The sequence below is a fragment of the Pediococcus cellicola genome, from assembly GCF_001438655.1.
In the GTDB taxonomy this organism is placed as follows: Bacteria; Bacillota; Bacilli; order Lactobacillales; family Lactobacillaceae; genus Pediococcus; species Pediococcus cellicola.
The window spans coordinates 107629-120789 of the sequence record NZ_JQBR01000002.1 but is presented as its reverse complement, the minus strand read 5'-3'; the positions used below and the strand labels follow the sequence as shown (position 1 = coordinate 120789).

The window sequence follows — 13161 nt, the reverse complement described above, 5'->3', positions numbered from 1 at the left end:
ATAACCTCCAGAATGTAAAGAATTTTTCAGGTTTGAATTCATGATAGCACGTTTTGAAAACATTTACATTTTTGAAAATGGTATGCTAGGAAAGAAGATTGAGAGAGGAGTGAGCACATGATTTATACGTTAACGCTAAATCCGGCCATTGATTTGTTTATCGATACAAAATCAATGCACCCTAATGTAGTGAATCGAACTGAAAATTATGATATTCAAGCTAATGGAAAGGGGGTCAACGTTTCCTTCATTTTAAAGCGGTTGGGGATACCAAATACTGCCTTAGGAATTGGTGGTGGCTTTACTTTAAATTATATTGAAGAGGTGCTTGACCAGTCTGGTATTAAAAACGACTTTGTTCACGTGAAAGATCCCACCAGAATAAATGTGTTCACCCGCGTTCAGGATGAAAAGCAAGAATACAAGTTAGTTAATAAGGGACCTCATACAGCGCCTGAACAAGTGGACCAGTTATTGGATAAGTTGCGTCAACTGGAAGAAGATGATGTCCTGTCGTTATCAGGAAGCTTCTCAGAAGGTATTGAACCGGAAATCTTGATTCAAATTGCCCAGATTGCTCAGGAAAACCACTTTAAATTGGTTTTGGATACTAGTTATTCGGCAGTGATGCAAACCTTGTCGTATCAGCCATATCTCATTAAACCTAATGACCATGAGCTGGCTAATTGGTTCGGGTACAGTGACGTGCCAGATCGGGCACACCTCATTCAAATGGGAAAGACATTAATTCAAAAAGGCGCGCAAAATGTGTTGATTTCTTTGGGAGCTGAAGGTGCCTTATATATAAATGATACACAAGTTCTTTATGGAAATGCGGCCAAAGGCGAAGTGGTCAATACGGCAGGATCCGGAGACACAATGTTAGGCGCGTTTTTGGGTGGGCTCATCACGGGTTTAAGGGCACCAACCAACTTGAAACGTGCGCTTGCTGCTGGCAGCGACACGGCATTTCAGTCTTGGATTACAAATTTCGAAAATGTGCCTAATTTAGAAAAACAAATCCAAATTCAAACGATTGAAGAATGGGGGAATTAAATCATGGGAAAATATCAATTAATTGCGGCGACCGGTTGTGCAACCGGAATTGCGCATACGTATATGGCCCAAGAAGCTTTAGAACAAGCAGCCAAAAAAGTGGGTGTGTCTATTAAAGTAGAAACTCATGGACAGACTGGTGTGGATGATCCCTTGACCCAAGCGGAAATTGATGGGGCAAGTGGCGTCATTATTGCGTCTGATGTGGACGTGGATGCAGATCGCTTTGCGGGAAAGAAACTCATTCGGGTACCGGTGGCTCAGGGAATTCGTGAGCCGGATCAATTAGTTGACCGGATTTTAAATGATAAGTCTGTGCCTGTTTATAAAAGTAAGGAAGTTAAAGAAAAGGTCTCGTCCTCACAAAGTAATTCGGGTAAAAATGGGGATACTTGGTGGAACACCATTTATGTTTCTTTGATGAACGGGGTTTCTCACATGTTGCCACTGGTTGTGGCTGGTGGTGTGTTAGTCGCTGTCTCATTTTTCTGGGGAATTAATTCAGCGGATCCTAAGAGCAGTGAATACAATTACTTTGCGTATTTGTTAAACACGATTGGGTCCACCACGATGAATTTAATGGTTCCTGTCTTGTGTGCGTACATTGCCGAAGCAATCAGTAAAAGATCTGGCTTGGTAGTCGGTTTTGCAACTGGAATGATTGCTTTTAACACCGGGACCGGTTTCCTTGGCGCCATTGTTGGTGGGTACTTGGCAGGTTACACGATCATTTTATTGCAGCATCTTTTGAAACCGCTACCAGATAAACAATTTCGTGGCTTGAAAGCTATTTTCCTATATCCGGTTTTAGGCGTGTTAATTTCAGGCATGATTATGTGGTTCATTTCGTTACCAATGAAGGATTTAAATACCGGAATGATGACGTTCTTGAAAGGCATGGAAAACACGAGCCCTGTCCTTTTGGGGTTAATCATCGGTGTGATGGCGGCTTCTGATTTTGGTGGTCCAATCAATAAAGCAGCCTACCTGACGGGGACGGCGTTGCTTGCTCAAGGTAATTTTTACTTTATGGCCGGCGTTTCGGCAGCTTGTATCGCGCCACCATTGGCAACTGGATTTGCAGTCCTTTTCAATCCCAAAGCTTATTCTAGCAATGAGCGAAGTGCGGGATATGTCAATTTTCTGTTAGGTTCGACGCATATTACGGAAGGTGCCATTCCCTTTGCTGCTAAGAATCCGTTGTTGAATATTCCATCGTTTATGGTGGGATCTGCCATTGCTGCGATCTTAACGTATGTCACCAGAATCCAAGTCCCGGCTCCTCATGGTGGTTTTATCATTTTACCGTTAGTTAATCATCCCTTCTTGTGGGTCCTATGGATTGTGATTGGTGCCTTGGTTTCGGGGGTCTTACTAGCCATGATTGCCGGTCGTCAAGCTAAAAAACATGCGGTAGCTGACAATGTCGGCACGATTGATGTGTTGACTGGTGAAACAACGGAAGTACAGCCTGCACAGCCAGAGACGAAGGCAGAAGTTGCTTTTGATCCAGGAGACATTTTGACACTGAATAATATTCAATTAAATGTTGAGGCACAATCACGAGATGATGTCTTGAAGTATTTGGCTCAATTTGCCGTTCAGAATGGGTTAGCCACCGATGCGGATAAGGTGCTTAATAAGTACTTAAAACGTGAAGAAGAGGGATCAACAGGGATGCAAGACGGTATTGCGATTCCGCATGCTCAAGATGCTACGATTCATAGTTCTGCTATGTTGGTCGTTAAATTAGCGCAACCCGTTGAGTGGCAAACTTTTGATGGTAAACCGATTGATACGATCATTTCGTTTTTGATTCCTGAAAATGACAGTGGCGCACACTTGAAGTATCTTTCAAATACGGCAAAATTATTGACGCATGAGGACTTTATTCAACAGTTAAAAGCGGCTAATTCTAAAGAAGCCATTTTGAAGTTAATCAAACAATAAAAGTGAATATCTTTTTTGAGAGACTGGGGATCCCCAGCCTCTTTTTGTCAGGTTGACTTTGATTGACAAGCTCCTCTAAAAGCTCACATAATACAGGTAAGAAGCTTAATTATACAGGGAGGAAGCTTATCATGACGTATAAACATTTGATTGCAACTGTTGAAATACGGGGGCAGCACTATGCCTATCATTTTGCCTCGCAGGATCTTCAAGAAGTACAAACCAAGCAAGCCTTACTGAGTAAGAAATTAGCAGATAAAATGTTGCGCTCGTTATATAAAGCGTCCATTGTGGAATCAAGTCATGAACACCTTGACGCATTAAAAGAAGAGACTTTTAAAAGGGTGCGAGATCTTGAATCATTTGTCAGATTGGTCAATGACAAAAAACTGATCACGATTGCGCACCGATTGCCAGATCGTGAGATGAATAGCACAGAACAATTGTTAGATTGGTTTAATGGAGATTAATAGTAGACCATTTTTTATCATTCAAATTTTGTTCAGAAAGTGAGTAATAGGATGGGATTTACTTTCCAGAAGCATGCCGATATAAAGTATCTACATAACCAATCCCTATTAGCTAAAGCCCGTCAGTATCAACCGAAGATTAACCATCATAGGGTTAAGGCGTTAGCAGTTGTTAATTTATGTCAAAACGCCGATGCATTAAATGGCGTTGGGGTAACTAAAGTTAAAGATATAGATGAGCTAGCCTCGCAGCCGCTCAAACGCGGGGATAAGTTAATTCTGGATTTCGGCGATCATTACGTCGGTCAATTTCGAATCCATATTAAAGCGGTGGGTTCACCAATGGATGCGCCCTTGTCTCTTCAACTAAGATTTGCGGAAATGCCGGCTGAATTGATGTCAGATAATTCTGAGTATCAAGGCTGGCTTAGTAAATCATGGATTCAAGAAACACATGAGCATTTGGATGTATTGCCAGCTACACTTGAGTTACCAAGACGTTACAGCTTTAGATATGTTGAACTGACCGTTGTGGATACTTCACCGAAATGGCAAGCGATTTTTGAACATCCTGTTGTGGACGCACAAAGCTCGGCTGATATCGCAAAAGTTAGGCCTCCTAAATTAGGAGATCCTGAGTTGCAAGCAATTTATCAAGTGGGGTTAAAAACTTTAGAAGACTGTATGCAAGATGTCTTTGAAGATGGTCCTAAACGTGATCGACGGCTATGGCTTGGCGATTTACGTTTACAGGCGCTCGCAAATTATACGACGTTTAAAAATACAGACTTGGTGAAACGCTGTTTGTATCTCTTCGGGGCAATGCCTTCAGAAGATGGACGTGTTCCGGCTGACGTCTTTACAAAGCCAAGTGAAGTCCCAGATGATACTTTTTTGTTTGATTATAGTTTATTTTTTATTTCTGTTTTGGCTGATTATGAAGACTTCACTGCTAATAAGCAAGTGTTAACAGATCTTTATAATGTGGCTAAAAGGCAGATTGATGTGGCCTTACAGCAAGTTTCAAAGCAGGGAGAATTAAAATTGACTGCTGATTATCCTGTCTTTGTGGATTGGTCTGATACTTTTGATAAAACGACGTCTGGACAAGCCATTTTGATTTATGTCCTTAAGCAGTTTCTTGTACTAGCTCGGCAAATCAAGGATCCTGAAATTCAGGTTTACGCGGAAAAGTTAACCAGTTTGGAAAAATTTGCGAAACAACACTTGTTCGACAGGCGAGTTGGGTTATTTATGTCAGGCAGCCAACATGAATATAATGTGGCAAGCCAAGTCTGGATGACACTTGCACACGTCTTCAGTGATCAGGAGAATCATCAATTAATGCAGTTGACAGTTAATAAATTTTTCCCGATTCAAGGAATTGCGACACCGTACCTGTATCATCATGTGACTCAGGCACTCTTTGAAGCTGGACTACAAGAAGAGGCTGTGAAACTAATGAAGGCGTATTGGGGAAAGATGATTCGACTTGGTGCAGATACCTATTGGGAGGCTTTTGATCCAGAAAAGCCTAACTATTCACCGTATGGTAGTCTTGCCTTAAATAGTTACTGTCATGCTTGGAGTTGTACACCAGTTTACTTGATTGATAAATATTTAAAATGATAATTAATGGAGGCAGTTATGGCGAAGTGGATATGGTACCATGGTGATTTTGAAATTTATCAGGCGATGAAACAGAACTTTGATCGTGAAGAACGCGGCATGAAGTAGCCGGCATATTGGTATACGTCTAATTGGAATCATAATGTGTCCTTTTTTAAGGAATATAGGTTAACTGATGCCACAACTTTTAAAACGGAAATTCAAGGCGAAGGCTATGGCAAGCTGGTGAATTTAAAGGATCATGAAGAAACTAAATTTGCATTGACTGAGTCGATGACTTGTCCAGCTGGTCATTATCGTATTGAAATCTATGTGGCTAATTTGGCTGGGTTACCCTGTGCATATGTGCAAGGCAAAATTATTCAAAGTGATGCAAGCTGGCAAGCCTCTAATTTTTTGGGTGAAGCGATTGACGTGGGAACCAGTCGCTATTTTGACCAGGTTGATCAAAATCCAATGCAGTTTGTGTACACACATGAATTGCGGCAAGCGCTTAAAAATGAAACGGTTAATGGCGGAACTTTATTGGATTTTGGGCATGACCTTACAGCTAAAACAAGAATTGCGTTTAACCAAGGTTTCAGATCAGTGACGCTTTGCTATGGTGAAAGTCGCACGGAGGCTTTAGATGTTCAAGACACGTATCTTAAACATCAAATAAGAGAAAAAAATGATCCATTTGGGACCTATAACGAAGCCACGCAGACGTATACTACTAAATTACGTGCTTTTCGCTACATATACTTACCTGGAATTCAAAATTTAGATGACCTTGGAACGTTAAAAGTGGATTTTGAATTTGTGAAATTTCCTAAAATTAGTGAATTTTCGGCAGCAGATAAGCAATTAACGCAGATATGGCAGATTTCAGATCGCACACTACGTCTTTGCTCAGGTATTTTTTTCATCGATGGTGTCAAGCGAGATCGCTGGGTGTGGGCAGGTGATGCTTTTCAATGTTATGCTATGAATCGGTATGATTTCTTTGATAAAGAGCTTGTGGAAAGAACGATTCTAGGTCTACGTGGTGAACTAGATATCAAGCAGCATTTGGATACTATTGTCGATTATTCCATGTACTGGTTGATTGGGATTGAAGATTATTATGAAACATTTGCTGATAAACACTTCTTGGATGTTATTTATCCAAAAATGAAGCGACTTATTGACTTTGCTTTAGAAGCTGTCGATGAGCGCGGCTTTATTCATGAGCGTAAAGGAGACTGGATTTATATCGACTGGGCTGATTTTGATCATCAGGGGCCATTGTGCGCAGAACAAATGGTACTGGCAAGAGCCTTGCAGAGTGTCGTAAAAATTTTTACAATTTTGGATAAAAATGTGGCGCCATATGAGTCGCTTTACCAAAAACTAAGAGTGAATATCGATAAGTATTATTGGGATTCACAAAAACACGCTTATATTGATAGCTATGCGTCGGGAAAACATCAAGTGAGCCGACACGCCAACATTTTTGCAATTTTGTTTGATTATGTGGATCAAAAACGAGCACAAGAAATTCTTGAACACGTATTACGTAATCCTGAAATTGCGGCGATTAACACACCATATTTCAAATTTTGGGAGCTAGAGGCATTTGCAAAAATGGGTGAATATCAAACAATTTTGACGACGATCAAATCGTATTGGGGTGGTATGCTTGAAAGCGGGGCTACCACATTTTGGGAATACTTTGACCCAAATGAAAAAGGAGCCGCGCGATATGCCATGTATGGGGATAAATATGGTAAAAGTTTATGTCATGCGTGGGGAGCCAGCCCGCTTTATTTAATCGGACGCTACTTAGTGGGGCTTAAGCCAACTAAGCCAGGTTATCAAACCTTTGAGCTTGCTCCTCAACTAGCCTTGTTAGGAGATTTTAAAGGTAAGTTTCCTATCAGCGCCACAGGGGATACAGTTTCATTGGAAGTCCAAAGAAACAAGCTAACTGTCAAAGCTACTAAAGTTGGTGGTTCTATTGTCGTTGCTGATAAGCATCTAGAGATTCCTGTTGATAAAGAACTAGTCATAACGATGAAGTGAATTTAGTTATGAACGTAGAAAAAGACCTATCCTTTGGGAGTGAGGATAGGTCTTTTTTGTGTTTAGTTACACACCGTTAATTAAATTTTTAATACTTCTCTTAAAGCAAAGAAGGTAACGATAGCCTGGAAGAGAGATGCCCAAACATTGTAATGAGTAAAGGAAGCAATCCAAGATACGGCAATGACAACTAACGCCCACATGATGGTTTTCCTAATTTTCTCTTTTTTTGTTTTGTCATCTATTTTTGGTCTTTCATTCATTTTAATGACCTCCTTTGCAAGTCGTATTTAAAACTAATCTTTGTTATCTGCAAGTTCTTTAGCGTAGATAGCGTTACGTTTCTTCATTTGACGAGCGTACCACCAGAAGATTAAGCAGTATGCAGCAAGACCAATGATGGCGTAAAGAACGAACTTGATTTCACCTGTAGATGATTTACCTACTGCGTATGCTAAGAATTGTTCGATAGGACCTTCCTTAGTAGATTCAGCGATCATAGTGCCGCCTTTAACGCCTGCAGGGAATGCACCAACGGATTTAGCAACTGATGTGATGAATGGGGCACTTAATGTACCAGCCCAAAGGAAGATAGGTAATTCAACAGCACCAATAACGATCATACGAATAATACGTCCACGAGTAACGACCAAGAGAGCTGGTGTAACACCCATAGCAATGATTCCACCTAAAGGAAGAATGTGGTTGCCAGGAAGAACTAAAGCTTCAAGTAAAAGAATAGGTGCAAGGACGTTTGCAGCTGCCCACATCTCAGAACGGCCAGCAATAAATGGCCAGTCAAGTCCGATGTTCAACTTACGACCTTTTAAGTGTTTGTTAGCTAAGTCAGTAACACCTTGTGATAAAGGTTCAACAGCTTTGATGAACCATGAACCGATAAGTGAGAATAACTGCAAGCAGACACCACCAGTAAATGATAATGTGAAGATTTGTTCAACACCTTGTTGACCAACTAAGCCAATAAAGATACCTAAGTAACATCCAATAGCGAAGTTGCTTCCCCAGAAACCAATTTTTTCATTTAGTTTTGCGGAGTCAAAATCAAAACGGTCTAACCAACGGAAGAATAAATCATAAATCTTATCTAAGAGCATGATCACAGGGTTCATCATGTAGTTCAAATGAGTTGTGGTCATAGGGTTATCATTGTTGTGCAATAAATCATTAAAGGTTGGTTTCATTAAATCAGAGTTAATAATTTTTAAAGCACCAATCAAAATGATAAGAGCAGTAGCAACCCAGAAGTTAGCTCCGAAGTAAATTGCCATTAAAGCTGTGAAAGAAATGTGCCAGATATCGAAAATATCAACATCAAGTGTATTAGTCCACTTCAATAACAACATACCGACGTTCAATAGAACCATAAGTAGCAAGAAGAATAGGGTGTATGGTGATCCCCAAGTGATCGTTGCTAGTGGTGCCCAACCAACATCGGTAATAGAAAGTTGGATACCTGTTGATTTAACGAAAGCTGTTAGGGCTGGTTGGTAAGTAGTAGTAAGAATATTAATAATAGCACTAATACCAGTCAAAGCGATCGCTAAACGAATACCACCTTCAAGGGCTCTAAAGAACTTTACACCTAAAGCCCAAGCAATCAAGGTTAGAACAATTAACATAACGGGCGCAGCACCTAAATCAATAATTGGTTTGAATACTACGTTGGCAAAATGGATAATGGTCTGCATTTTGTTCAACTCCTTTAGTTTTTATAAAATTTTGTTACCAAATTTAGTGGAAGACTCCATAGAAGGAAATATGTAGGCGAAGAGAAAAATTCTCTTCAAAGTAATATTAGCTCAAATGATTCTTTTTAATAGTGTCTTCAATCTTGTCATATACTGGGGCAGCCATAGCAGGCATTCTGTATAGAATTGCACCAGCATCGATTTCTGGAACTGTCACATCAAAGCTCAAATCTGGTTTGTTAATTGGTAAGAAGATTTGAACACCCTTCATTGTTTCTGGGTTAAGGTCTTTGATTTGAATGGCTTCAACGCTAACTTGATAGCCTCGTTTCTTCATTTCGGCCTCAACAGCATCCTTGATTTGGTGACTTGAATTAACACCAGCACCACAAGCAGTTAACATCTTAATCATAGTAAATTCCTCCTTAGAATTTTTAAAATTTAATACCATAAGTTAATAAAACGAATATCTAGAACTTGGATTGCAAGAATGAATAGATTGCATCCTCAGAAGTACTCTTGAAGAAAGTCAAAAGCTGATTCCGAGGTGTCTTGTTAATGAAATCCATAATCTGTGCGAGGACATTGGATTGTCCCTCTGGATCATTGTTCAAAATCATAAATAGGAAGCTAACTTCTAATTTTTGACTTGGATCAATCATATTGTTGAAAGAAATAGGATTCTTCAACTTAATAGGAACAACTTTACGTTCCTTAACAAACTCAGCTTCCGTATGCGGAATGGCTACGTTAGGGTATTCAGGTGAAACCACTGACAAGTCAATTCCGGTTGGATACTTATCTTCTCGTTCGTTCAAGTTCTTTAAAAAGTCTTCTGTGACATGACCTTTCTTATAGAGGTCATCTGCCACGGCCTTGAAAACATCAGCTCGTGAAGTTGCCTCACTCACATAAACTGTGTCTCGATCAAAAAGAGAAGTTTCTGCTACCTTATCTGACATAATATATTCACCACCTAAATTACAAATGTGAAATAATGTTCGCTTTTGTTTGATTTCGTTTACAAATCTAATTATATACAAGCGCTTTCAAATGTCAATAAAAATATTGAACTTAAAAAATGTTGCGTGGGTATTGACTTTTCACGAAAGCTCGTCTATTCTATAAATCGAAACATAAATAAACAAAAACGAACATTTTCGTTCTTAAATTATACAAAAGGAGGGAGGCCAGTGCTAAAAAATGAACGAGTTGCTACCATTTTGAGCATGGTCAATCAATCAGGCGTTGTCACTGTCCAAGAATTAGTTGATGCCTTGAAAGTTTCATCAATGACCATTCGTCGTGATCTTGATGAGCTAGAACAAGCAGATCAAATTATTCGTATTCATGGTGGCGCACAGAGCCAACATTTCTCCGATAAACAAGAAGCTTCTTATATACAGAAGCGAAAACTACATGTAACGGAGAAGAGCAGTATTGCAAGACAAGTAGCAAGTATGATTGATGAAAATGAAACCGTTTTTTTGGGACCAGGAACTACCAACGAATTAGTTTCGAAGTATTTAAAGCTGACGAACTTACGTATTGTGACGAACAGTCTGCCAGTATTTGAAAGCTTTCGAGATGAACACAGCGGCTACGAACTGTGCCTAGTAGGCGGAACCTATCGTGAACGAAGTGGGGCATTTATAGGAAGTTTAGCGATTGAGCTGTTGAAAAATATCAAAATGCACAAAGCTTTTGTGGGTGTGAATGGTATTAACGGCAACAGTATCATGAATGCAAATTCTGATGAGGGTCAAACACAGAGTATTGCGTTGGACCAATCGCAAAAGAAGTTTGTGGTGGCTGATCATTCCAAGTTAGATCGAAATGATTTTTATACGTTCTATCAATTGGATAAATGTGACGGCTTGATCACAGATCAGAATGTGGATCAACAGACTTTGAAACGATATCAGAACCTAACGCATGTTTTTATTAGCTTAGATAAAAAACAAAAGGAGAGATTAGCATGAAAGTCGTCATTGGCTCAGACAAAAAGGGTTTTAATTTAAAGGAACAAGTTAAGAAATATTTGTTGGATCATAGTTATGAAGTAATTGATGTAAGCGAAAAGCCTGCAGAAGACTTTGTAGAATCTTCATTAGCTGTTACTAAAGAAGTTTTGAGTGGAGATGCTGACAAGGCTGTAATGTTTGATGAATACGGTGTTGGTTCAGCAATGGCAAGTAACAAAGTAAAAGGAATGGTTACTGCTAATGTTGTTGAAGAAAATACAGCACATATGACTGCTATGCATAATGGTGCAAAGGCCATTGCAATTGGTAGTGGCGTTGTTGGTGAGAAATTAGCTTATAACATTGTTCAGTATTATCTTGATACAGAATATGCTGGCGGCCGTCACCAAGTCCGTTTGGATATGTTGGAAAAGATGATCTAAAGAGTGCGGAGTGAAGCGGTTATTTGCTGAGCAGAGCCTAGCCTATCAATAATCCGGTTTGGGGATTGTTGATGGGTGTAGCTCAGCGGAGGCAAATGCTTCACGGAGCCGTTCTAAAGTAAATATCTATAAACTTATTTTCATAAAAACGCATAAGAGATTAAGCGAATATTTACGAAACGAAGACATTCAAAACTGTTTTAGGGTTAAGCAATAACATTGAGGAGGATATATACATGATTATTTCTATTGGTAATGACCATATTGTTACAGATGTCAAAATTCAATTATCAAACTTTTTAAAGGCTAACGGACACACCGTTATCGACGAAGGAACTTATGATACAACACGGACACATTACCCTATCTATGGGAAACGGGTTGCTGAAGATGTTGCAGATGGCCGCGCCGACTTGGGTGTTGTACTTTGTGGAACAGGTATCGGAATCAGTACCGCTGCTGATAAAAACGAAGGCGTGCGTGCAGCATTAGTTTCTAACCTAGTTACTGCTCGTTATGCTAAAGAAGAATTAAATGCTAATATCATTGGTTTTGGTGGTGCTACTGTTGGGGAACATCTTTGTGAAGATATTATCTCAGTATTCTTAGATTCAGAATACAAAGAAACTCCAGAAAACAAAAAGTTGATTGATAAAATCGATAATATTGCGACACCAAATCCAGAACAAAAAGACAACCCACACTTCTTTGACGAAGAAAATGAAAAATGGGCTGAAGGAGTTTACCACGACTAGTTGTTAAATTCCGGTAAGCGTTTTATAATGAAAGCGTTCTTGAAATAAATCATGAGAAATCATGAAAAACAAAAAAGGGGTAATCATTTTATGTTGAAATTAACACCAGGTAAGGAAAAAGGAATCCAAGCTTTATCAAATAAAGATGGCGTCATTGATGCTTTAGCTATTGACCAACGTGGATCACTTAAAAAGATGATCGGTGCTGCAAGTGGCAAAGAAGCTTCTCAAAAAGAAATCGAAGACTTTAAGGTTGCTGTATCAAGCGAATTGACACAATATGCCACAGGTATTTTGTTAGACCCTCAATATGGTCTTCCAGCTTCAAAGGCTCGTGCAGATGGTGCCGGCTTATTGCTTGCATACGAACGCACTGGTTATGATGCTACTGAACCTGGTCGTTTCCCAGACATTTTGGATGATTGGTCAGTTCGTCGTTTGAAGGAACAAGGAGCTGACGCAATTAAATTCTTGCTTTACTACGATCCAGACGAAGGCGGCGACATTAATCATCGCAAACAAGTCTTCATCGAACGTTTAGGTAGTGAATGCAAGGGCGAAGACATGCCATTGTTCTTGGAATTAGTTTCATACGATGCTAATAACGATGATGCGACTGGCAAGGAATACGCTAAGGTAAAGCCACACAAAGTTATTGAAATGACAAAAGAATTTTCAAAACCTCAATACGGTGTTGATGTTTTGAAGCTTGAAGTTCCTGTAAACCAAGCATTTGTTGAAGGATTTGCTAAGAATTCTGACGATGTTGTTTACACACGTGACGAAGCTTTGAAGTATTACAAAGAACAAAGTGATGCCACAGACTTACCATTCATTTTCTTGAGTGCTGGTGTTTCTGCAGAGTTATTCCAAGAAGAATTGAAGTTTGCTAAAGAAGCAGGCTCAAGCTTTAACGGTGTGCTTTGTGGCCGTGCTACATGGCGTCATTCAGTTGAACCATTTGCTGGTGAAAGTGAAGAAGCTGGTCGTAAATGGTTACAAACTCAAGGCCGTCAAAATATTGAAGACTTAAACAAAGTTTTGGCTGACACTGCAAGTTCATGGTACGACAAGGTTCAAAAATAATTGCTTTTAACCTTAAGGATTGTGCCAATGCGGTACAATCCTTTTTCTGAAAATGG

13 protein-coding genes are annotated in these 13161 nt (G+C 39.6%); 9 read left to right on the top strand and 4 right to left on the bottom strand.

Annotated elements, in window-relative coordinates; translation table 11 throughout:
* The first annotated feature begins 117 nt into the window (after nt 1-117).
* From pfkB to IV80_RS02420, 5 genes are all read left to right on the top strand, one after another.
* On the top strand, nt 118-1056 hold the full coding sequence (gene pfkB / locus IV80_RS02440; RefSeq protein WP_057748998.1) for a 1-phosphofructokinase: 939 nt from the start codon (nt 118-120) through the stop codon (nt 1054-1056).
* Nucleotides 1057-1059: 3 nt separating this feature from the next.
* On the top strand, nt 1060-3006 hold the full coding sequence (locus tag IV80_RS02435; RefSeq protein WP_057748995.1) for a fructose-specific PTS transporter subunit EIIC: 1947 nt from the start codon (nt 1060-1062) through the stop codon (nt 3004-3006).
* A gap of 131 nt (nt 3007-3137) precedes the next feature.
* Complete coding sequence (locus tag IV80_RS02430) at nt 3138-3476, top strand: hypothetical protein (RefSeq protein ID WP_057748993.1); 339 nt, start codon at nt 3138-3140, stop codon at nt 3474-3476.
* Between the two features lie 51 nt (nt 3477-3527).
* Nucleotides 3528-5105 carry an alpha-L-rhamnosidase-related protein gene (locus IV80_RS02425; protein ID WP_057748990.1) on the top strand — a complete coding sequence of 526 codons (1578 nt, stop codon included), beginning with the start codon at nt 3528-3530 and terminating at the stop codon, nt 5103-5105.
* Nucleotides 5106-5249: 144 nt separating this feature from the next.
* Nucleotides 5250-7148, top strand: a complete 1899-nt coding sequence (locus IV80_RS02420; protein WP_057748987.1) for an alpha-L-rhamnosidase-related protein — start codon at nt 5250-5252, stop codon at nt 7146-7148.
* A gap of 80 nt (nt 7149-7228) precedes the next feature.
* Here IV80_RS02420 and IV80_RS02415 read toward each other — a convergent pair whose 3' ends face one another.
* The 4 genes from IV80_RS02415 to IV80_RS02400 form a co-directional block, all read right to left on the bottom strand.
* Nucleotides 7229-7411, bottom strand: a complete 183-nt coding sequence (locus tag IV80_RS02415; RefSeq protein ID WP_057748984.1) for a hypothetical protein — start codon at nt 7409-7411, stop codon at nt 7229-7231.
* 33 nt (nt 7412-7444) lie between these two features.
* Nucleotides 7445-8857 carry a PTS galactitol transporter subunit IIC gene (locus IV80_RS02410; protein WP_057748981.1) on the bottom strand — a complete coding sequence of 471 codons (1413 nt, stop codon included), beginning with the start codon at nt 8855-8857 and terminating at the stop codon, nt 7445-7447.
* 106 nt (nt 8858-8963) lie between these two features.
* Nucleotides 8964-9269 (bottom strand): PTS sugar transporter subunit IIB, encoded by a 306-nt coding sequence (locus tag IV80_RS02405; protein ID WP_057748979.1) that lies wholly within the window; start codon nt 9267-9269, stop codon nt 8964-8966.
* Nucleotides 9270-9327: 58 nt separating this feature from the next.
* On the bottom strand, nt 9328-9819 hold the full coding sequence (locus tag IV80_RS02400; protein ID WP_057748976.1) for a PTS sugar transporter subunit IIA: 492 nt from the start codon (nt 9817-9819) through the stop codon (nt 9328-9330).
* A 231-nt stretch (nt 9820-10050) separates the two neighbouring features.
* On the opposite strand from IV80_RS02400, the gene IV80_RS02395 reads away from it, so the two are divergent.
* The 4 genes from IV80_RS02395 to lacD all read left to right on the top strand — a co-directional run bounded on the left by IV80_RS02395 (nt 10051) and on the right by lacD (nt 13105).
* Nucleotides 10051-10839 carry a DeoR/GlpR family DNA-binding transcription regulator gene (locus IV80_RS02395; RefSeq protein WP_057748973.1) on the top strand — a complete coding sequence of 263 codons (789 nt, stop codon included), beginning with the start codon at nt 10051-10053 and terminating at the stop codon, nt 10837-10839.
* On the top strand, nt 10836-11264 hold the full coding sequence (gene lacA, locus IV80_RS02390; RefSeq protein WP_057748970.1) for a galactose-6-phosphate isomerase subunit LacA: 429 nt from the start codon (nt 10836-10838) through the stop codon (nt 11262-11264). Before IV80_RS02395 ends, lacA begins: the two co-directional genes overlap by 4 nt.
* 236 nt (nt 11265-11500) lie before the next feature.
* Nucleotides 11501-12019: a galactose-6-phosphate isomerase subunit LacB gene (lacB, locus tag IV80_RS02385; protein WP_057748967.1), complete on the top strand. Its 519-nt coding sequence runs from the start codon at nt 11501-11503 to the stop codon at nt 12017-12019.
* Nucleotides 12020-12109: 90 nt separating this feature from the next.
* On the top strand, nt 12110-13105 hold the full coding sequence (gene lacD, locus IV80_RS02380) for a tagatose-bisphosphate aldolase (protein ID WP_057748965.1): 996 nt from the start codon (nt 12110-12112) through the stop codon (nt 13103-13105).
* Nucleotides 13106-13161: the final 56 nt, after the last annotated feature.

Coding starts and splice junctions, on each gene's coding strand:
- pfkB (WP_057748998.1), top strand. CDS start 118: ATGATTTATACGTTAACGCTAAATCCGGCCATTGATTTGTTTATCGAT.
- lacB (WP_057748967.1), top strand. CDS start 11,501: ATGATTATTTCTATTGGTAATGACCATATTGTTACAGATGTCAAAATT.
- IV80_RS02405 (WP_057748979.1), bottom strand. CDS start 9,269: ATGATTAAGATGTTAACTGCTTGTGGTGCTGGTGTTAATTCAAGTCAC.
- IV80_RS02410 (WP_057748981.1), bottom strand. CDS start 8,857: ATGCAGACCATTATCCATTTTGCCAACGTAGTATTCAAACCAATTATT.
- IV80_RS02425 (WP_057748990.1), top strand. CDS start 3,528: ATGGGATTTACTTTCCAGAAGCATGCCGATATAAAGTATCTACATAAC.
- IV80_RS02435 (WP_057748995.1), top strand. CDS start 1,060: ATGGGAAAATATCAATTAATTGCGGCGACCGGTTGTGCAACCGGAATT.
- lacA (WP_057748970.1), top strand. CDS start 10,836: ATGAAAGTCGTCATTGGCTCAGACAAAAAGGGTTTTAATTTAAAGGAA.
- IV80_RS02430 (WP_057748993.1), top strand. CDS start 3,138: ATGACGTATAAACATTTGATTGCAACTGTTGAAATACGGGGGCAGCAC.
- IV80_RS02400 (WP_057748976.1), bottom strand. CDS start 9,819: ATGTCAGATAAGGTAGCAGAAACTTCTCTTTTTGATCGAGACACAGTT.
- lacD (WP_057748965.1), top strand. CDS start 12,110: ATGTTGAAATTAACACCAGGTAAGGAAAAAGGAATCCAAGCTTTATCA.
- IV80_RS02415 (WP_057748984.1), bottom strand. CDS start 7,411: ATGAATGAAAGACCAAAAATAGATGACAAAACAAAAAAAGAGAAAATT.